Annotated in this window: 17 protein-coding genes, 1 tRNA gene and 1 pseudogene; 12 read left to right on the top strand and 7 right to left on the bottom strand. The window is 44.6% G+C overall.

The window, feature by feature from the left end; all coding sequences use genetic code 11:
• Positions 1–114: 114 nt before the first annotated feature.
• Positions 115–2,397, bottom strand: a complete 2,283-nt coding sequence (locus D0S45_08925) for a PAS domain S-box protein (GenBank protein ID TIH16525.1) — start codon at positions 2,395–2,397, stop codon at positions 115–117.
• Positions 2,398–2,564: 167 nt separating this feature from the next.
• Between D0S45_08925 and D0S45_08920 the strand changes: the two genes are divergently transcribed.
• Positions 2,565–3,647 carry a hypothetical protein gene (locus tag D0S45_08920; GenBank protein TIH16524.1) on the top strand — a complete coding sequence of 361 codons (1,083 nt, stop codon included), beginning with the start codon at positions 2,565–2,567 and terminating at the stop codon, positions 3,645–3,647.
• A 16-nt stretch (positions 3,648–3,663) separates the two neighbouring features.
• Here the strand turns inward: D0S45_08920 and D0S45_08915 are convergent, their stop codons facing one another.
• Positions 3,664–4,125, bottom strand: a complete 462-nt coding sequence (locus D0S45_08915) for an Lrp/AsnC family transcriptional regulator (protein ID TIH16523.1) — start codon at positions 4,123–4,125, stop codon at positions 3,664–3,666.
• A gap of 231 nt (positions 4,126–4,356) precedes the next feature.
• On the opposite strand from D0S45_08915, the gene D0S45_08910 reads away from it, so the two are divergent.
• On the top strand, positions 4,357–5,547 hold the full coding sequence (locus D0S45_08910) for a glycine C-acetyltransferase (protein TIH16522.1): 1,191 nt from the start codon (positions 4,357–4,359) through the stop codon (positions 5,545–5,547).
• A 24-nt stretch (positions 5,548–5,571) separates the two neighbouring features.
• A complete protein-coding gene (locus tag D0S45_08905; GenBank protein ID TIH16611.1) occupies positions 5,572–6,600 on the top strand; it encodes an L-threonine 3-dehydrogenase in 1,029 nt (342 codons plus the stop codon).
• Between the two features lie 80 nt (positions 6,601–6,680).
• Here D0S45_08905 and D0S45_08900 read toward each other — a convergent pair whose 3' ends face one another.
• Positions 6,681–6,950: a hypothetical protein gene (locus tag D0S45_08900; GenBank protein ID TIH16521.1), complete on the bottom strand. Its 270-nt coding sequence runs from the start codon at positions 6,948–6,950 to the stop codon at positions 6,681–6,683.
• 141 nt (positions 6,951–7,091) lie between these two features.
• Entirely contained in the window at positions 7,092–9,275 is a 2,184-nt protein-coding gene (locus D0S45_08895; GenBank protein ID TIH16520.1) for an AsmA family protein, read from the bottom strand.
• A gap of 232 nt (positions 9,276–9,507) precedes the next feature.
• On the opposite strand from D0S45_08895, the gene D0S45_08890 reads away from it, so the two are divergent.
• On the top strand, positions 9,508–10,296 hold the full coding sequence (locus tag D0S45_08890) for a hypothetical protein (GenBank protein ID TIH16610.1): 789 nt from the start codon (positions 9,508–9,510) through the stop codon (positions 10,294–10,296).
• A gap of 79 nt (positions 10,297–10,375) precedes the next feature.
• On the opposite strand, the gene D0S45_08885 is transcribed toward D0S45_08890, so the two are convergent.
• Positions 10,376–10,780, bottom strand: coding sequence for a MerR family transcriptional regulator (locus D0S45_08885; protein TIH16519.1), 405 nt, complete (start codon positions 10,778–10,780; stop codon positions 10,376–10,378).
• A 249-nt stretch (positions 10,781–11,029) separates the two neighbouring features.
• On the opposite strand from D0S45_08885, the gene D0S45_08880 reads away from it, so the two are divergent.
• The 5 genes from D0S45_08880 (at position 11,030) to D0S45_08860 (ending at position 14,560) form a co-directional block, all read left to right on the top strand.
• Positions 11,030–11,104: transfer RNA gene (locus D0S45_08880), tRNA-Val, on the top strand.
• Positions 11,105–11,213: 109 nt separating this feature from the next.
• Complete coding sequence (locus D0S45_08875; GenBank protein ID TIH16518.1) at positions 11,214–11,408, top strand: hypothetical protein; 195 nt, start codon at positions 11,214–11,216, stop codon at positions 11,406–11,408.
• 279 nt (positions 11,409–11,687) lie between these two features.
• The gene (locus D0S45_08870) at positions 11,688–12,911 is read left to right on the top strand and encodes a hypothetical protein (protein ID TIH16517.1); all 1,224 of its coding nucleotides are present in this window, start codon (positions 11,688–11,690) and stop codon (positions 12,909–12,911) included.
• Positions 12,892–14,142: an HD-GYP domain-containing protein gene (locus tag D0S45_08865; protein ID TIH16516.1), complete on the top strand. Its 1,251-nt coding sequence runs from the start codon at positions 12,892–12,894 to the stop codon at positions 14,140–14,142. The genes D0S45_08870 and D0S45_08865 overlap by 20 nt, the downstream gene beginning before the upstream one ends.
• The gene (locus D0S45_08860; GenBank protein TIH16515.1) at positions 14,117–14,560 is read left to right on the top strand and encodes a hypothetical protein; all 444 of its coding nucleotides are present in this window, start codon (positions 14,117–14,119) and stop codon (positions 14,558–14,560) included. The genes D0S45_08865 and D0S45_08860 overlap by 26 nt, the downstream gene beginning before the upstream one ends.
• A 225-nt stretch (positions 14,561–14,785) precedes the next feature.
• Here D0S45_08860 and D0S45_08855 read toward each other — a convergent pair.
• A pseudogene (locus tag D0S45_08855) lies at positions 14,786–14,981 on the bottom strand (IS481 family transposase).
• 152 nt (positions 14,982–15,133) lie between these two features.
• Here D0S45_08855 and D0S45_08850 point away from each other — a divergent pair.
• From D0S45_08850 to D0S45_08840, 3 genes are read left to right on the top strand one after another with little or no spacing between them, the layout of a single operon-like run.
• A complete protein-coding gene (locus D0S45_08850) occupies positions 15,134–18,250 on the top strand; it encodes a hypothetical protein (GenBank protein ID TIH16514.1) in 3,117 nt (1,038 codons plus the stop codon).
• A gap of 1 nt (position 18,251) precedes the next feature.
• Positions 18,252–18,845 (top strand): hypothetical protein, encoded by a 594-nt coding sequence (locus tag D0S45_08845; protein ID TIH16513.1) that lies wholly within the window; start codon positions 18,252–18,254, stop codon positions 18,843–18,845.
• 25 nt (positions 18,846–18,870) lie between these two features.
• A complete protein-coding gene (locus tag D0S45_08840) occupies positions 18,871–19,602 on the top strand; it encodes a serine/threonine-protein phosphatase (protein TIH16512.1) in 732 nt (243 codons plus the stop codon).
• 5 nt (positions 19,603–19,607) lie between these two features.
• Here the strand turns inward: D0S45_08840 and D0S45_08835 are convergent, their stop codons facing one another.
• Positions 19,608–21,281 carry a hypothetical protein gene (locus tag D0S45_08835; protein ID TIH16511.1) on the bottom strand — a complete coding sequence of 558 codons (1,674 nt, stop codon included), beginning with the start codon at positions 21,279–21,281 and terminating at the stop codon, positions 19,608–19,610.
• Between the last annotated feature and the right edge of the window lie 24 nt (positions 21,282–21,305).

Genomic DNA, 21,305 nt, shown 5'->3' with positions numbered 1-21,305 from the left:
AAGGCATTTACGAGAAAGAATGAATTATTAAGCATATAGAAATAATACATTTAGAAAAAATACCCCTTCAACAAATAAAGAAAAACTCGTTCTTAAAAAACAAGTATTACATTCCTATTCACTTTCAGACATGCCCCCTATAGGTATCCTGATTATGAATTTTGATCCTTTACCCTTTTCAGACTCCACAAGAAACTCCCCTTCATGGTTCCGGGTAATGATAAAATAGGAAACTGAAAGTCCAAGCCCGGTCCCAAGTCCTACGTGCTTCGTGGTGTAGAAAGGTTCAAAAACCCTCTTACGTACGTCTTCATCCATTCCCGGACCATTGTCTTCCACTTCAACCCGCACAAACTCACCGTCCTTGCGGGTTCTGAGGGTCAGAGTAGGACGTTCATCACCAAACTCTTTATCAGCCATGGCCTGGGCCGCATTCTTAAATATATTCAAAAAGACCTGCTCAATCTCAGTTTCAGTGATACTTACAGTTGGCAGATTCTGTTCATAGTCCCTGCGGATTTCAATAACCTTAAAATCATACTTTTTCTTAAGGTCATAATCATTTTCCGCAAGACTAAGGGCTTTTTCAAGAATGACTTTCACTTGAACCTGCATACGGGAAGATTCACTTTTGCGGCTAAACTCAAGCATATTGCGGACAATTGAAGCTGCTCTGCGCCCGGCGTCACTTATGCCGCGCAGATAACCAAGAATTCCCCGTCTATCCATATATTGTTGGACCTTAACCAAATCCACTCCCAACTCGGAAGAGACTTCTATATTCTTCTTCAGGGATGGAGAAAACCGTCTTTCGGTTCCCTGCACTCCTGATAGAACTGCTCCCAGCGGATTGTTAATCTCATGGGCCATTCCCGCAGCCAGTCCGCCTACAGACATCATCTTCTCTGTCTGAATCATCATGTCTTCAAGCCTGGACTTCATGGTCACATCATCAATGAGGACAACGGCACCGCGCCCGGACTCACTTTCCAGCAGCGGATAAATTTTAATATTTTTATACTGGACATGCCCGTCTGAATTAAAAGGAATTTTATTCTTTTCACGGACTTCAAGCTTTTCTACCGAATCCATTATCAAATCCCGCTCATCCTTCAGCTGAGGAAATACATCCATAAGCTGCGTTCCCCGGACCTGCTCATAGGTCAAATCGGTTTCCTCTTCAGCAGACCTGTTCCACTGGTTGATGCGCAAAGATTCGTCGACGCCGACCAGCATGGTAGGCATGGAATCAATGGTATTCTTAAGCAGGTTACGCAACCGGGCAAGTTCATTTTCCGCAACCTTTTTCTCAGTAAAATCGTAAGCAATTCCAAGATATGAAGTGGCTTTCCCATCGCTGTCCCTGACAATCACAGTACTGTCGGCAATCCAGTAAGCTCGTCCTGTCGGGTCTACGATTCTGTACTCATGGTTAAAATGATCCACACCGGACTCAACATATTCTTTAACTTCATCCTCGACCCTTTCAATGTCATCGGGATGAACAACTTGACCATATTTAATTTTTCCGGACATAAAATCGTCCGCACTGAATCCCAACTGACTTACATTCTGGGAGACAAGCTCTACAGGCCAATCAGGCTCATTCTTCCATTTAAAAAGGACCATTGGACTTTTTTCAACAATCATATTGGACTGGCGCAGAGCTTCCTCGGCTTTTTTACGCTCGGAAATATCCCTGATCAAATTAAGCCGCATTTCATTAAAAGCTTCAGCAACCCGGTCAATTTCATCCGGTCTGGAGCTTTTTTTACGCCGATTAAGAACCAATTCCCGATCAAGGGTATTCAGGTCCATTTCCTGCACGTATTCGGCCATAGTCTGCAAATGACGGGTGACCATGTAATGAATAATCATGAGAATAAAAAGAGCCACCAAAAACGTCTTCACAGCCTGCGTGAGCAGAACCACGAAGACCCTCAGCTGCAAACGTTTAAAAACGTTATCCAAATCAGCGACAGCCCGTAGCTGCCCTACTTCCACACTTTTCCCGTCAATAACATGGATCAGCGGAAAAGTTTCCTCAATTACATTAGTACTATCGGGTACTTTACCGATGAAAGCCACCGGATCAACCGAGCCGAAAGACATTTCCACCACCTCAAGATAACGCATCCCGGGCAGTTTCATGGCTCCCTCAAGCTGTATCTTCACATGGTCAATATTAATATCCCAAAGGCTGGCCGCAATTGTATTTACGTAACTGTTTTCAATCTGTCCGAACCCTTTCTGAATCTCACTGACATCACTGCGGTATTCCATATAAAGCTGAACGCTGGTGCCGAGAATTGTAAAAAAGGAACTACAAATCAAAATATATACAAGAAGTCTGTATGGAAGGACCTGTCCTTTTCGTATTCTGAAAAATTTGGCCATATTCTCCACCGGAACAAGTATCCCTAAAGTAAAAAATGAAAATGATTTCTACACCCGTACTCTTTAGCGTATATTGACATAAATTGCTAAAGGATAAAAGATTCTTTTGTAATAAAAGAATTAAATTCGGCTCAGGATGAACAGCAACTCGCATTAAGGATTATAATATGGCCCTACAGCAATTCGCACCCGGACCTTCAAATTCTGCAAGAATGACATTGCGGATGCGGGTACTGCTTATTGTACTGCTGTTGATAAACATATTTAACACGGAAGCGGCACTGTCCTCATACCGCACCGAAAACAAATCAGCCCACATCAATCGTGCAGAAAAGGAGCCCACAGGCGCTAACATCCTGCTGCCCAGGCTAACACCTATCCCGGACAGGGAAGGGGTAAAACCACAAAAAGCAGATGAAGTAAAACCGTCTTCGGAACTAAAGGAAATCATAGAAAAGGTAAAAAACGGGACCATGCCGACATATGCCAATAGAACCGCAACAAAGCTCGATTATTCGGTCAGCGACGAAGACCTTGCCATCATCAAATCAGGCGGCAAAACTGTTAAGGCGGAGGATGTCCAGCCGTCTCCAGCCCTGAAAGCGGTTCTTGCGGCTTATCGCAACGGCAGTCTGGACTATACCAGGCGCGACATCCGGGAAGTGGAAGAGGAGCTTTTTTACCACCAGCCCTATTCTGAAATGAACATGGCTTCCATCTACGATCTGGTCTTTCTACAGACCGGAAAAGATGTCTTCTTGTCGCTTGACTATCAAACTCTCTCAAAGAATGGGAAAAGCACTGACGAATTAAGGTCTCGCCGCATCAAAGACCTGCAACTGACCATTACTGCCATCAAGGCCAAAGAAGAGCGGAAAGAGGGGGAAGATACCGACACACACGGACAAAAGCTCAAAGCCGCACAGGTAAAAATAAAAATAAAACCCAAGGAAACTTTTGCGCGCAGAATGCTCAATCTTCTGGGGATCAAACGTAAAGACGAAACAGTGGATTACGAGAAACTCAGCAAGACCTACAGAGCCTACAAACGTTGGACTGAACACATTCAGGATGTTGACGAGATGATCCGCCGCAAACGCAGACGTAAAATTATGTTGATACAGCAACGCCGTTACAGACCATCCCAAAAGATAGACTGTAGCGATCCTGCATTTCGTGGAATATGCCCGGACGGGCAATTGAAGATTGATCCTTACAAAAAAGGCAATATAAGATTTCTCAAACCGTAATAAGGAGCAGCCGGTGCTACTCCTTATGCTCTGCCCATTTGTTGACAGCTTCAAGAAACATGAAAGTTTCGGTAGACTTTACACCACCGACACTGGACAGGTCATCAACCAGAAACTGGCGAAAAGCATTTCGGGAGGAAACAAAAACTTCAACAAGGAGATCAAATCTTCCGGACACGTTCATTACAGACTGAACACCGGGGACATTAGCCATCTTTTCCATAACTTCGGGATTAGCCCTCTCTTCAAGGTTAATACCGACCATGGCGATAAGGCTGTTCTCAAAATAGAGGGGATTTACAGAAGCAGTAATTCTCAAATAGTCATTCTTAATCATTCGCTCTGTGCGCAGCCTTACTGTTCCATCGGAAACACCAAGTTTACGGGCGATATTTTTGTATGACTCACGCCCATTACGCTGCAATTCTTCAATAATCTTACGGTCTACCTCGTCGAGAACCAAAGGACGCTCTTTCACGCGGAATCTCCTTTTCTTAAAATAAATTCATTTTTTATCTTTTAACGAAACATACATAGGAGGAAAATAACAAATCCGTCAATATCTGTTTTCAAAGACAAGCTTTAATCAAAACAGGCTGTTTTTTATCTTTTACATAAAATTTATTCTTAAAATTTTGCTTGACATAATTTATTGGGTTGTTTTTTAAATAAAACGAAACAACACTATTTCCGGACGGGAGAAACGTAGATGAAAAATAATTTACTTCAGGCGCTTTCAGAGCAGACCGAAGAGCTGAAAGCAAACGGCCTTTACAAAGATGAAAGAATCATAACATCCCAGCAACAAGCTCTTATTTCGGTAAAGGGCGGTCAGGAAGTGCTTAATTTCTGCGCTAACAACTATCTGGGACTGGCTAACAACCCCGATCTCATCGAGACAGGCAAAAAAGCTCTCGATAAATACGGATTCGGACTTTCTTCAGTACGTTTCATTTGCGGAACGCAGGATGTCCACAAAGAACTGGAAGAGAAAATCAGCGATTTTCTTAAAACCGAAGACACCATTCTTTACAGCTCCTGCTTTGACGCCAACGGCGGTCTTTTCGAAACCATCCTCAGCAAAGAAGATGCTGTCATCAGTGACGCGCTCAACCATGCTTCCATCATTGACGGCGTGCGTCTCTGCAAGGCCCAGCGTTTCCGCTACAAAAACAACGACATGGCCGACCTTGAAGAACAGCTTAAAGCTGCAGAAGGTTGCCGCCACAAACTGATCGTCACCGACGGCGTGTTTTCCATGGACGGCATAATTGCAGACCTCAAATCCGTCTGTGATCTGGCTGACAATTATGGTGCACTGGTCATGGTCGATGATTCCCATGCTGTTGGCTTCATCGGCGAAAACGGTCGCGGCACCCCTGAATACTGTGGTGTACTCGACCGTGTGGACATCATCACCGGTACTCTCGGCAAGGCCCTTGGCGGTGCTTCCGGCGGCTACACTTCAGGACGCAAAGAAATAATCGAATGGCTGCGCCAAAGATCTCGCCCCTACCTTTTTTCCAACACTCTGGCTCCGGTTATCGCTTCCACTTCCATCGCCGTTCTGGACATGATTGCAGAAAAACCAGAACTGCGCGAAAGACTCAACGAAAACAGCAGAATCTTCCGCACCCGCATGGAAGAGGCCGGATTCGACCTCGTGCCCGGTAACCACCCGATTATCCCGGTTATGCTGGGCGATGCGGTTCTGGCCCAGAAAGTGGCCGCAGGACTGCTTAAAGAAGGTATCTACGTAATCGGATTCAGCTTCCCGGTTGTTCCGCGCGGACAGGCCCGCATCAGAACCCAAATGTCCGCCGCACATACTCCGGAACAGGTAAACAAAGCGGTCGACGCATTTATTAAAGTCGGCCGGGAACTTGAGATAATCAAATAGGAAAGGCGCAATATAATGAGCACAATGAAAGCCCTCGTGAAAAGCAAAGCCGAAGAAGGCATCTGGATGGAAGAAGTCCCGGTTCCTGAATGCGGTCATAACGATGTCCTGATCAAAGTCAAAAAGACCGCCATCTGCGGCACTGATATACACATTTACAACTGGGACAGCTGGGCACAGCAGACCATCCCCGTACCCATGGTCGTAGGTCATGAATTTGTAGGCACCATTGAAAAAATGGGCGGCGAAGTTCAAGGACTGGCTCTCGGTGATCGTGTTTCCGCAGAAGGACACGTGACCTGTGGACATTGCCGTAACTGTCGCGCAGGTAAACGCCACCTCTGCCGCAACACCATCGGCGTGGGAGTTAACCGCCCCGGTTGTTTTGCCGAGTACGTCTGCGTACCTGCGGCCAATGTGTTCAAACTGAATGACGCAATCACCGACGACGTGGCTTCAATACTCGATCCCCTTGGTAATGCAGCCCACACAGCCCTTTCCTTTGACCTCGTTGGTGAAGACGTGCTCATTACCGGAGCAGGTCCCATCGGTATGATGGCCGTAGCCATCGCCCGCCACGCTGGTGCAAGACACGTGGTCATCACCGACCTCAACGACTACCGCCTTGAAATTGCAGGACGCATGGGTGCCACACGCACCGTAAACGTAACCAAGGAGAAGCTGGAAGACGTCATGGCCGAACTGGGCATGACCGAAGGCTTTGATGTGGGTCTTGAAATGTCAGGCAGCCCCATTGCATTCGGTGAAATGCTGGATAAAATGAATCACGGCGGCAACATCGCCCTGCTGGGTATCCTCCCCGACAACACAGCCATTGACTGGAATCAGGTTGTCTTCAAAGGTTTGAAGCTCAAAGGTATTTATGGACGTGAAATGTTTGAGACATGGTACAAAATGGCTTCCATGCTCCAGTCCAGCCTTGATGTGAACCCCGCAATCACCCACCACTTCAAAATCGACGATTTCCAGAAAGGTTTTGATGTGATGCGCAGCGGTCAGTCCGGCAAGGTTATCCTCGACTGGACCAAATAAATATTAATCAAACTAAAGGCGGGGGGTATTAAATACCGCCCGCCTTTTCTCCACTCCCCTCCTTTTTAGAACTATTCCAATCAGTTTTTCATTGAGGCGTAAAGCCTGCGCACATGCCGCTTGCTGATTCCCAGCCGTTCGGAAATGTCACAGGTTTCCACACCGTAATCCTTAAGCTGGGCCACCTTTACGGCCAACCCGGCATGCTTCAAAAATCTGGTCGAGACATAAACGCTTTCATGCGCAAACTCGCTCATTACGCAAAGAGCTGCTTTTTCCGGACATTTCATACCGGATTTGACATCATTCATCTCGCGGACTAGAACATCATAGAGTACATTTTCTCTCATCTATAAAACTCCATATATATATTCAAAACAAGATATAGACTATATGATAAAAAAGACAGTTTCTGGCAGCGTTTGTCAGCACGCAAAAAAAGGCCGTCTTCATACAAAGACGGCCTCGTAAAAACTAGATATGGTTCTAATTTAAAATAACTTTTTAATCGCCCCACCAATCTCCTGAACCGGATTTTTCTTGGAGTCCTCATTGAATTCCTCACCGGAACCGACCTTTTTCTTTCCACTGAAAGTATTACCTATTCCTTCAAGCACATCACCGACACCTTCAATCACGCTTCCTACTACCTTGAAACCAGACTTTGCCAAAACGGCCGCAAAACGAGGTAAATCAACCATAATTGAAGGATCAGTTACGTCACCTGTGATCGTAACCGGAACAGTTAAACCAATAAGATCCTCCATACCCTTGCCGCCCTGCCCTTCCAGAGTCCCGACGATCTTAGTATCAAGACCATAATCTATCTTCATGGTATTCAGGTCGACCTTACCGGCCCCGCCAGCTCTGAGCAGCGGAGATTTCATCAGCAGGTCGCGGTTATCAGCCACACCATTTTTGATGACTGCGGTAGCGGAAACCTCACCGAATTCAGTACGCTTACTGTCCCGATGACCGAAAGCTCCCCCGGTCAGCACGGAAAAGGCGTCCCCGGCAAGATAAAGAAGGTCAAAACCGGACACATAACCGTTCAGGACCTTGAATCCGAGCTTGCCGTTGAGATTGGCGTACACGGTTTTCATGTCATTCCCCTGGGTCTTAAGTCCGGTGTTGAAACTCATCTGCCCGGAGAATTTATCTTCACCGGTCATCTGCTGCGAGAGATCCTCGCCATCAAGCCCGGTCAATCCCGCAGTCACGGACATGAGCGGGGTCTTGCCACGCACATCTACAACTGCCGAAGAAGTAAATGCTCCCTTGGCAAGATTAAACGATGCCGGCTTTACAGTCAGCACTCCATCCTTGGCCCGGACGCGAACCACCACATCGGTGATGTTGGCTTTTTTGGCTATGAGCTGCTTTATATTCAGGTCTGCCTTAAGAGTCAGTTTACGCAGCATATCAACAGGGATAAGTTCCTGTTTGACCTCGGCTGGTTTCTTTTCAGCAGCCTTTTCGTCTTTTGTTTCAGCCTTTTTTTCCTCCGCAGGAGGCAGGTAGCTGTCCACATTAATTTTATCAATGCCCAGTTGGGCCACGATATTTGGACTTTCCGGATTAGCAAATGAAAACAATCCCTTGATGATAGTTTCATCAAGATTAACCTGTAAGTCTTTTATTTCGACGCCCTTGCTGCTGCCTGCATAGTTAAAATTCATTCCCACTGAGGTCAGGGCCTTGCTGTCTGCGGTTTTCAGACCCATGCCCATTTTATCAAGCGTATCCTTCAAGTTGAATCCTGGAATGCTCATATCCCCGGAAAAACTCATGGCTTTTGAATTGAGTCCGGCAGCAGAAAGCGAACCCTGTGCCTTCATGCCGTAGGCTTCCAGCACCAACCCGGCCACATCGGCAGCACCTTTAATCATATCAACTGCGGCATCGCCGGAAAGCTTAACCTGCCCCTTTCCACCGGGAACAGCCTTACCATTGGCATCCACCACAACATTCAAACCTTTCACGCTCAATTGTTTGAAATCTGCGGAAATTGAAGCCTCTCCGGACGTGTTAATATCCGCATTGACTTCAGGCTTAGTGGAGGAAAGAGCAACATGGACATTAAACTTGAAAGGATCACCCGGTGCAAAACCTTCGACAACGATATCGCAGTCATCAACAGCCTGCCGGACATTTTCCTTACGATCATCCCAGACCACGCGGGCATTCTGGATATTGACCCCACCCACGGAAAGATTCAATTCCGACTTGCCGGAAGAGGAAGGTGCATCCTTTTTCTTTTCGCTTTTTTTGTCCCCGGTGAGGTCATCCCAGTTACTGACTCCATCCTTGTTGCGCATCAAAACCAGCTGCAAATCTACAACATCAACATTCTTAAGCTCAACTTTACCAAAAATAAGCGGGAGAAGTTTCAAACTCACATCGGCAGATTTAAGGCTAAACATATTCTTTTCGGAAAATCCGGCCGCATTGGAAAGAGCAAGCCCTCCGGTCTTAACCCCGATCCACGGAAAAACAGAAAGTTCTAAATTTCCGTCAAAAACAAGCTCACGCCCGGTTTTATCACGCACAGCATCAGCTATCTCACCTTTGTAATCATTAGGATTAATCAGAACCACGGCCAACACCATGGCTACGCCCACGATCAGAACCAAAGCTGAAACTGACGCTACGATAATTTTTACTGCCTTACTCATAATCAAACTCTCCGTTTAGCGTTGCCATGGACGGCGTTTATTAAAAAAGTCATTCAGACCCGGAAAAACAATTATCATTAAATACACCCCTCAAATATAGCTGCTCCCCTGATAAAATCAAACTATAAAATATAAAAAGGCTATTCCATTTAGACTGGCAATATCCATTCTCGCAAAAACAGCATTTCAATTATGATTTGCCAAGAGCCTAAGAATGAGGCAAAAAATGCTCATGAAAAATAAGTGGTCTCTTCTTTTGGCGAGTTTAGCCGCCTATGCATTATATTTAGTGACAATGGTCAAGCTACCGGGATTACTGGACAGCCTAATAGATTCGAACTGGCCCAAAATGGTGGGATACAGATTTGCCCGCAAAATGAGCGACACCCCCCTGCTCTATTTTTGCCTTGGGCACATGGCGATATTCGGAGCTATAATCCCGCTTGTCATCGCAAAAAAATTCGACCTCAAGCCGCACCGCAAGGTACCCGCATCCATACTTTGGCCAAGCATAGCCGTACTCATCGGGGCCTTTCTTTTTTACGCTCATTATCAGGGCTTTCTGCCCAATATGCTTAATCCGAACCCCAATCCGGCCTATATGACCGAGGCTTTCTTTTATATTTTTCCCCTTTCGCTGGGATTATGTGTCTATTCCTGCTTCCTGCTGCCACGCTCAATCATGTACCTGCTGGACCAGAATAAATACTCCCCCATCCTTGAAGCCCTCATCGCAGGTGGAACCATGCTCATTTCATGGAAAGTGTACACAATGAACCCGCACATTGTGCCGGAAGAAATATTCTGGACCGGAATCGCCATTGCCGCAGCCGGGGCACTTTCGAGATCATTTTACCTCTCATTCATAGCCTGCTTTGCCACCCTTTACGGAGCATCCATGGTCATCCCGGTTTTCCATAAAATACCGTGGGAACCCATGCTGCCCGGTTTCATTGCATCATTCGTAGCCTTTTGCCTCTACCTGCATTCAAGGGATACCCGGAAATTTCCAATGCAATAGCGATCACCAAATTTAAAAACAAAAAGGGGGAAGAATCAACATATTGATTCTTCCCCCTTTTATTTTGAAAAAATTATATTCAGCCCAGCAGATCCTTGATCACCAGCAATTCCGTACGAATTTCCCTTAAAAGCTCATTGTCTTGTCCAGACTGCGGATTCTCATGGCTGAACAGTGGCAATTGCGCCACCGAAGCAGAGCCAGGGCCATCAATTTCCTGCAAATTTTCCACAGACTCATCATCCGGGGAATCAAGCCGCTTGCGGGCACCTTCAATGGTCAGCCCCTCATCGTGCAGAAGGCTCTTGATCCGGCTGATCAACGAAATATGCGCTTCATTGTATAATCGCTGCCCGGACGGGGTACGGATCGGCTCCAGCTGTTCAAACTCGCCTTCCCAAAACCGCAACACATACGATTTCAGTCCAACAAGCTTGGCCGCCTGCCCGATCTTGTAAATTTTTTCTTCACTCTGCACACTCATAAGAAAACTTACTACCAGAGAGCAAACCCTTAGAAAAGCCTAAACAGGCAAATATCTTCCTGATAATAATAAATTTTTAATTCAAAAATTGACTTAATACTGCACAGATCCAGCAAACAACCAGACTCCAACCATTTGATTATTATGAAAAAGAAACAGAATCACGCAAAAACATAAAAAACCTGCTTGACAGTGAAGCCCCTCTTACGTAGAACCTTCTTCGTCGACAGCGAGTCGGCACAAAAAAGTAGGAGCGTAGCTCAGGGGTAGAGCACTTGCTTGACATGCAAGGGGTCAGCAGTTCAAAGCTGCTCGTTCCTACCAGAAGATTCAAGGACTTAAGAAGTAATTCTTAAGTCCTTTTTTCGTTTGGGTGACCAGCCGGGAAACATCTGCGATTCTCCACCCGAATCTGACATTACGGAGTAAGTCTATGACACTATGGTTCGAAGACTCTGACTCCGATTTCTTTTCTGATTGTAATATTAGCTCTTGTTGCTATGTTTGGCGGTCTGGTTTCCTTGTAATCAAGGGGGACGGGATTGCTTTCTTTATTTTCCTAAAAGTAGCGAACCGAGGCCCTAAACAAGATAGGTCCTCACATCTCTTTAAAAATATCTATTTATAAATGACCCAGCTTATTGGGAAGACGTCAAAGCTGGCCTTATCATTGTATCTTTTGTTGTTTTCTTTTTTTGACTCTAACATAATCTCAATAATTTAATAAATACACAATCTTTAAGCGCATTTCTTATGTAAGTGTATTTGTCGAGTTGTTTAATTGGTTCTAGTCTTAGTATATTTGTTTTGCATAAGCTTCACTTCGGGATCTCCTAATGAGGAGGATCTCTGTTTTTATATTTACCAGCCGTTCTTTGCTGTTGATTCTATATATGAGGATATTCACTTGGAAAAACTTCTTATTGTTTCAGATAATCCTAAAGCTGTTCGTTCTTTGAGTGTTCTTTTTCAGCATGATTATTGTGTCCTTACAGCTAAATGTGACCTTGATAGTATTTTGGCAACGACCAATAATAACACCCCAGATAAAGTTATATTTGAATTTCATGAGTATAGTGCAGTAAAGGATGTTTTAGGTAAGCTAAAAAAGAGTTTTTATGAGGCTGATATTGTAGTTGTTTGTTCTGTTTTAAGCACAGAAGACAGAGTCGATATAAAATTAAAAATACAAACAGATTCTATATTTACAAAGCCATGTAGTAAAAGTGATATTGTTAATTCTTTAAATAACAACAAAAAAAAACACATGCAATTTGAATCTATGTTTGAAAAGTCATGCATTAAGAAAAGCATTAGTGATTCTTCAAATGATCTATCTATTCAAAAGCCCAAAATAGACAGAAGAATTATGTATCCAATTCTTGAGGCGTATGAGGGTAAAAATGTTGTTTTGTATAGGTGCTATAGTAGAGTAAGTGATGCTATCCATAGAATGAGTTGTTATTTTTCTTTTGATTTTGAGTATGTTCATGAACTTTTGGCATACTACCTCTCTATCATAGCTACTTTGGACGAACATTTAATCACTAACCAATTGTCGGGGGAACATACGGAAAAAAGGGTTATACCATTACTTGTCGATCAAATTGAAAAAGTAAAAAGCTCTGCTCAAGCACGGCTAAATCATTTCGATACCACTCCACTTACTGATATGATTTACATTAATAAGAAATTTAATGGAGAAGGGTTGCCTGAGGATAATATCGCAGGAGATCGTTTGCCTTTTGCTGCAAGAGTTTTGCGGTTGTTATTTGATTTCCATTATTTACAGGAGACAGGAAAGAGTATTGGAGAATCTGTTTATATTTTAAGTATGCGTTTAGGCTGGTATGACCGTGATATTCTGGTGAAATTTCAAATGGCTCTGGGGGAGGAAGCGACCTCTTATTGTCGTGAGATTTTTCCATTGGGTTTACTGGCAGGTATGGTGATGGCCCAAGATTTATATGTAACTATTGATGGCAAAGAAGTTGTGCTCATTAAGGATGGGCAGACTTTGAGTGAACAAAAAGCATATTATATCCAACGACACGCGCAGGATATCTTTGATATAACTGAGCCTGTAAAGATTCGTGAAAGTATTGTTCTGTATGAGGAATGCAATGCTTAAAAAAGTATCAGTAAAAAGGCTTAGGGTTGGGTTGCATATCTATCTAAAAGATATTCCTTGGTTTAAGCATCAGTTTTTTAGATCAAATTTTAAAATTAAAGACCGCTCTCAAATAAACGAAATACAGGGTCTTGACTGCGATTATGTTTATTATGATCCTCAAAGAAGTGATTGTGATCCGTTAAAAGAGGATGCAAAGGTCAAGCCTGTAGTGTTCCAAAAGGAGAGCTCTGTTGTAAAGAAAATTAAAGCTTCCGAGTTGAAGAGGCGCAAGGATGCTTACTTAAAAACTGAGAAGCAATTCCATTCTTCGGCTAAGAAAGCAGATAAGATTATGCAGGGAGTGCTGGATGGTAGAATTGCTTTCTGTGATGAAGCAATGCAACTGGCTCATGAATTTGCAAATATTTTCCTCGATGATGTTCAAATAACCTTGAACCTTATCAACTTTTCAGCTTCAGATGATGAATTTTTATATTATCATCCACTGAATGTCTCTATACTCTCTTGCATGCTTGGGGCTGAACTAGGCATCAGTGATGATGAAATGTATAGCTTAGCTTTTGGGGCGTTAATGCATGATATCGGGAAATCTAAAATTCCTAAAAAAATAATTCATAAACGTTCTGAAATGACTAAGGCTGAGTTGAAATTATTTCAAATGCATCCGCTATATGGAGTAGAGATTCTTTCAGGGGTGCGATCTGTAGATAAAGAGGTCATGAAGATAATATACCATCATCACGTTTACAATGTGAGCGGAGGGTATCCTTCTAGTATAGAATTTAAATCTGTAAATATATTGCCTAAGATTGTAGCTGTGGCAGATCTGTACGACAATTTGATTAATAAGAGGGATTGCGAAAAGTCTTTAACTCCACATGAGGCTCTTGCGAGCATGTATAGGGATAAGCCGCAAAAATTGGATGAAAATATTTTGTCGCACTTTATAAGAATGCTTGGAATTTATCCTCCGGGCTCAATGTGTGAACTTAATACAGGTGAGGTCGCTATGGTTACCAGTACCGGCGACCATCCTCTTTTACCTAATGTTATTGTGTATGATCCTCATATTCCAAAAAATAAAGCCATGATCCTTAAACTTGGAACTGATATAAATTCTAAAGTGGAGCGTATAATATCATGCAAGGATTTAACTCCAGATCAACTTAAATATTTATCACCAAAGACTAAGCTTGGGTATTATGCTGACTCAAAACAAGAGAGATAAGGGGGATGTCATGGAGAGAATTAGTTGGGATGACAAGTACTCAATCGGAAACGAAGAAATAGATCGCCAACATATGCAACTTTTTGAGATGATGAATCAGTGTATATCAGAAAAAAGTGATTCTCCGCTTAAATATTTGGCATTAGCGAGGGAGATGCTTGCGTATTGCCAAATACATTTTAAGACAGAAGAAGAGTTTATGTATGAAATAAATTATCCCTTTGTTAAGGAGCATGTCCTCGAGCATAAGAGTATTACTGCTGCAGTAGAGAAGCTCACAGTTCATCTTTATAATAAAAATGAGGTTGAGAGTGATGCAATCGATAAGTTCGTTTTTTCATGGGTTGCTCAACACGTAATTCAAAAAGATGGTGATTTTCGAAATTACCCTAAATCTGTTGCCGACTTCCGGAAATAAAGCTGGATTGAGACGGCTTAAATGGATGAAGGTGTTTTAGTCTCCTAACCCATCGTTAAATTATTGATTAAGAATGGTCGGGACATACCATATAAAAATTGAGGTGTGCGAGACGGGTAAATTTTGCGAAATTTGTTTTAAAAACTGATACGCGACTGTCAAATTCATCTGGCTTGCTACGTTGTGTCCTTTTTGGGCGAGTAAAGTTTCGAAGGAAAATACCTGAACCTGCGCTTCAGTAAGGACTATTCCTTGATCGGCTGAGATTTTTTCCAACGCCTTCAGGCGGAGCTTGAAATTATGAAGATCGTGCCGTAACCAGATGGATCTAATGCCGGACGGCGAGACAAAAACACCCAACTTTCTTAGCTCATTACTGGCTCTATTTAGTTTGTCCATGAGCAGGGAAGTCGGTTGCGTAATTCCAGAGGACTACCAGAGAACCAAAGCCCGCAAGTTTACAACACCACCTCACCACTACCCACATTCTCCCTTTCCCGTTTACCCGCCCTTAATAAAGATATATACTTGATTTAAGTGGAAGACCGCCCAAAAAAAATCAGGAAAGTCAAAATGTTTGCAGAAAAAGATCACTTCAGAGAACTTTTCGAACAGTTCAAGAAGCATCTGAGTCACGACAACTACGATGCTATCAATGAACTGGTCGGAAGCCCGCAATGGTTAAACTTAAGATTCCAAAAAGCCAACCGGGCAGCTGAAGTGGAGCTTCCGGCAATTTTGTACTCCATGGACCGTGTAAGAGATATTCTTGATGCGAAACAAGGCTCCATAGCTGAAGCATGTACTATCTTCGGTAGCAATGTCTGGAATTACATAGGCCATAAGGATAAACTGAAACTTGAAGAACAGTTTTGCGCCCAAGTCAGTGATATTCTGGACGACCTGTCCAACACCGGACGTTCGGGGCTGGCTGTGAGTCGCCTGCAACAGGAACTGAAATATCTGGATGCAAACTTGGATCTCAAGGAAAGAATGGAGAGAATCCTTCAGGAGTATCAAGAGATCAGGAGCAGGCGGGATGATCTTATTCTGAAAAAGAAAGAACTGATAGAGTTCCTGATCAATAATGAAAACTACGATGAAGCAGAATCTGTTCTGAAGGATATTATCACGACCTACGGCAGCGAAATAGAAAGCCTCAAAAACCTTTCATCGGAAATAGCCCTACTTAAACTCAAAATCGAAAATGAAAGAAAAAGAATCCTGCTTGACGGAAAATCACTGCAACAGCGGGTTAAACAATTAAGCGCAGCAACCTCATATTTAAGTCTTGAAGAACTGGAAACTCTAAGGAGTGACCTGTTTGAATTTGTAAAACTTAACCCGGAGATGCTGGCTGCCCGCAGGCTGGAACAGGAATTCCTGAGCAAAGCCAAGGAATACCTGCTCAACAAGACCCTGCACATAAACGAAACTTTAGGGCCGGGTGAAGCAGTTAAATGGTTCACCGAATACGTGCTGACATCAAATTTTGCCTCAAGTTTTACCAACCTGTCTGAATACCCTGAACTTAAAGCCGTGTTTCGAAGCTGCTTTGAATCAAGCCTAAAAAAAATCAAAACAAAAACCACTGCCCTGCTCCTGGACGATACCCTTGCGGAACTAAGCCGCTTCGACCACCGGACCTGCTCACTTTATTCACTGGAAGAAGCCGGACGCAGATCAAAACTGCACGACTGGATAGAAAGATTAAGGGACAGCACACGGGACATCCAGAACGAAAAAGAGTTGCTCGATGAACTATGCATTGCAGTTGATGCATATGAAGGGTCCCCCCTTTCGGAACAGCGCACTGATCGTGGTAACAAACTGGCCGCCATGCTGACCGTCATCAATGCCCCCTACCATGATCTGTCCTCCCCGGACCTTGCGAATACTATTTCCGAATTGAAAACAATCAGTAAGGCTGACGATGGCAGAGTTGGACAGAAAGCCGAAAACAAAATCAAATACCTACAGACTGAAAAGCTTCGTATTGAAGCCTCAAGGGCTCGCATGGATCAGGACCTGCACCGCGAGCAGCAATGCCTGCTCCAACTACTGGCCCTGCACCCTAATGATACTGATTCAGCAAGACGATTGTCCTCGGTAAGAAATGAATACCAGACCCAGAATCAAACCTTTGAAAGAGGTAAACAAGAACTTTCTGACCACCAGCTGAACAAAGCGATATCTTCCCTAGCCGCTGTTACCGATATCAACCTCAGTTCAGAAGCAGCGCAGCTTCTGAAACAAGCACGCTCCGATGCAGAGTTATACAACAATCAGGCTCGGAAAATTATACCGGGATTTGATCATACAACCACATACCCGCTGGCTGAAGCAACAGATGCGGATCTTTCAACTATGCGGGAAAGTCTCTCACTGCTGAATGAATCATTCAGGGATTCACCAATAATAGAAGAACGGCTGGAAATGGTGAAAATGGAACGATCCATCCGCAACAAGATCCTGACCATTTCGGAACTACGGCAGGAATACGGTCACAATATAACTGCCCTGCTGGATCAGGATGTAGTACTTGAATCATTTGAAAAGCACGGCGCTCATCCACATATGTCAAAGGAAATCAATCTATTGGCATCATCCATACAAGATTCATATATTACAAAAGCGGAAAACAAAGAACTGCACGGGGCCCACAGCCTGTACAGAAAATTCCAAAAACTGCCCGCTGATGCGTTCAAAAGGGACTATCTGAGCTTTACCGAAAACGACCCGCTGCACGTATCCAGACTGGAACGTGATCTCGAAGAAGCCGGACAACAGGCCCGCTTCGCTGTTATGGAACTGGAAAAATTGCGTCTCCCGGAGGGAGCTGCATATATAGAAAAAGCTTCAGCCATATGCTCTGACCAGCCTCAACTCCTCTCAGCCATGGATATGCGAGAAAGAATCGCTGAAGGTCGGGATATTATGCTCAGAGTGGACCGCAATTTCGATCCTCCGGCCAACATGTCTGACACACAGCTTGCAGAACTATCCGCCGAACTAGACCGGGCTGCACGCCTCCTTCCGGCAGACGGCAATCTGAGGCTACTTGACCTGAAATATGGATCCATCTCCGACTACCGACATATGATCACCGAACAAACAGGAATCAAGGGAAGAATGCTGCTGCATATCGTCAACAGGGGAGGATATTTGATACTCATGGATGAATCCTATTTCGGAAACCGCAAGGCAGCTGAAGACCCCAATGCCATTGCACTGACTGCACCGATGATCAAAGAAAAACATGCCAAGCTGACCTTTATTGATGATGCTCCCGTACTGGAATCAATTGAAGGTGAATTAACGGTCAACGGAGAAAAATGCGACAGGCTGCGCCTGAACAAAGGTGATGAATTGAAACTCGGGCTGAACTTCAAATGTAGAGTTGACGCCGCAGACAGCAATGCCCTTGTACTTACACCGCATGTTGCATCCCAAATTGCATCCGCATCACAGATAAAGTCCATCGTTCTGGTCAACCGCCGACTGCTTTTCTCCGCAGACAATTCGGGACATATAAAAATTCCGCAACTGCACCACCAGTTCGAACTGTTCCGCTCTGATAAAACCTTACAATTAATAAGCAAAGACGGAAACAGAGAAATAAAGCCCGGCGCAGAACTCACCCTTCAGGAAAGCAACGTATCGTTCACCTTCAACAGCGCGGTGAGATAAAATGAACGAAAAATTATTTAAGATACTCATCATCCTGATGATTCTGTGTGCCCTGCCCACTTCGGCCGCATCCAAGCTCGATGTCCGCAGCTCTAAACTTCTTGAAGAGGCCGCTCAGTCAGCAGTTATGGTCATAAATACGGAAAGTATCTTCCTGCTCGGCAATGAGGATATCCGTCTAAAGGTATCCGGTCCTTTCCCGGAACTGGAATCAATTCTGCTGGCAAACATGGCCGATTCTTCCAACAGATACGACTTTTCAGCAAACGGAACCCGCACTCTCCACGTTAAATCCAGCATTCACAAGAGCGGATTTTTCAAGCAGCCTCATGTACGCATAAAAATATTTCTCAAAGCAACAGACCAGAAGGGTCGCGTAGTCTGGAGTGATCAAGTATGGTCACCTAAACTGCGCGATTTCAGTCTGCTGAACAACTGGCTTTTCGGCCTTCTGGCCGGATTATTCCTGATACTGTTTTTTTATATTATCCCCTCGGCAGGCTACAAACTGGACCTACCGAAAACGGCACGGACAACCCTGAAAGTCATTGTCTTTGTGGCGTTCAGTGCAGCTATAATTTATTATTTGCTGTAATTGTTTCCGGCAGGAAGGGCGTGAAATGGAAATCCGATACACAGAGTTTACCCATCAGGGGACCAGAAATGAAAATCAGGACCGGTTGCTTTGCATCAACCGGGATGAAAACGGTTCCAGCTGTGCTCTTTTCGCAGTCGTGGACGGCATGGGAGGACTATCTGACGGAGCTGAAACTGCTCAGGAGGTCAATAACTCTCTAAAAATGGCTTATACCGATATCATGGATTCCCCGAACCGTCTGAAAGAACTCCAGAATGTCCTGCAAAGGGCCAACGTCAGGATAAATGAATCAAAACAGTCCCGCCGGGGAGCTACCTGTTCTGCCCTGTGGCTGGAAAAAGACAGATACTTCATAGCCCACGCCGGAGACACACGCATATTCAGCATCAACAGCAACAAAACCGGACTGCTCACCGAAGACCAGAACATAGCTTTCACAATGTATTCAATGGGCCGCAAGACTTACGAAGAATATCTCAGCGGCGGCGGACATAACAGATTGCTTTCATTTGTGGGTATAGGAAAAAACATGAAACTGCTGGGCTTTGAAGGAAGAACAGCCCAGGGGGACATATTTCTACTCTGTTCGGACGGATTGAACCAATTCCTACAACTTAAGAACGTGGAAAAACTGGGCAGAGAAGCGTTGCAGCAGAATGATCCATATCAATATATCCTGCAACACCTGAAAGAGACGGTCCTTCCTGACAGGTCTGAAGACAATGTCAGCTGGATATGCCTCCAGATCACATAATTATATCAGCGTTCCCTGATCAAACGAAACCCCAGATCGCTGAACTTGCTTTCGGGATCAAGGCCGAATCTGTTGACTGCTCTGGCATGCTCTTCGTCATGCCCCCAGCTTCCTCCCCGTAGGCTGCGTTCCTCGCCGTATTCGGTATGAATAGGATTCTTACGGGCATGTGAGGCATAGGCATCCGGGCTGAACCAGTCCTCGCACCACTCCCAGACATTACCGGACATGTCGTAACATCCTATTCCATTCGGGTTCATCAGTCCGACCGGATGAGTCTGCTCTCCGCTGTTGACGCTGTACCAGGCCACCCGGTTCACATTTTGCGAACCGGAATACTTGTCAAACATACCGCAGCCTCGTGCCGCATACTCCCACTGAGCCTCAGTGGGGAGGGAAAATGTATATATCCCATCCGTTGCAGAAGACAGTTTACGGATGAACTGCTGGGTATCATACCACGAAACCGTTTCCACAGGGTGATCGTCGCCCTCGAAATACGAAGGGTTTTTCCCCATAAGAATAGTCCACTGCTTCTGGGTGATAGGATAACGGCTGATCCAAAAACCATCCAACTCAACAAGATGGATAGGCTGTTCATCATCGTAACCGTCGTCATCCCCCATATCAAATTGTCCGGGAAAGACCCATACGAATTCAATTCCGGTTCCGGGCTCCACCCAGATCCAAATATACTGACCTAAATCAAGATCATCTATAAGTTCTCCCTCTTCAGGTTCATCCTCCCAATTCACCTCAAGAGCGTATTCATAACTCTCGTCATCAGAATCGTAAGAGTCTTCGATATCATCGTCGTTATCTTCCACCTCTTCGGAATATACCTGTGCAGCAGAGCTTTCCAACTCTTCATCATAAGTTGAAAATTCAAACTCCATACGGCAGCATTCCTCAAAATGCTCACGCATCTCCTGCACATCGCCATGCCTTTCTTCAGGGTTCTTCTCAAAGGCTTTTTCTAAAAACAGCTTGAAGCGATCCGGCAGCCGGGTCAAATCCGGCGGTTCCAGAATAATGGACTTCATTATGGACTGAAGATCGGTAGACTGGGCACCAAAGGGAACATCCCCGCCAAGCATACGGCAAAAAACAACCGCAGCAGCCCAGCGATCCACCTCAAAGCCGTAATGCGTATCGAACCGTTCGGGCGAGGAATAATGGATAGTCATGGCCGCATTCTGGGACATGGAGACACTTTCCCCGCTAGTGATCTTTGATGAACCAAAATCGCCGATCTTGACAACATTTCCGGTCAAAAACAGATTCTCCGGTTTTATATCCCGATGCAAAAGCCCATGATTCTCAAGAGTCTGTAGACCGTGCAGAATCTCACGGAACAGTTCCACAGCCTTTTCCTCAGAAATATTTTCCCAATCGAGAGCGTTTTCCAGATTTTCCGGAACATATTCCATAAGAATACAAGGCTGACCTTCCACGGTTTCCCCGTAATCTATCACTTTTACCAATCTGGAATCGTTAATGCCCAGGGTCTCCCGAGCTTCCCGTTCAAAAAGGGTCACGTCCTTATGCAAAACTTTCAGGGCAAATTGAATACCCTTGTCATTTTCAACCAAATAAACAGTTCCGTAACCACCGGCACCAAGGACCTGCTTTTTTATATAATCCTTGAAGATAATATCTCTGGATTCAAGCACAATCACCCCCCTTCATTTATGGCTATTCCA

Source organism: Marinifilum sp. JC120 (genome assembly GCA_004923195.1).
Classification (GTDB): domain Bacteria; phylum Desulfobacterota; class Desulfovibrionia; order Desulfovibrionales; family Desulfovibrionaceae; genus Maridesulfovibrio.
Note: the sequence above shows the minus strand (reverse complement) of the source record. Positions and strands in the feature narration are given on the sequence as shown.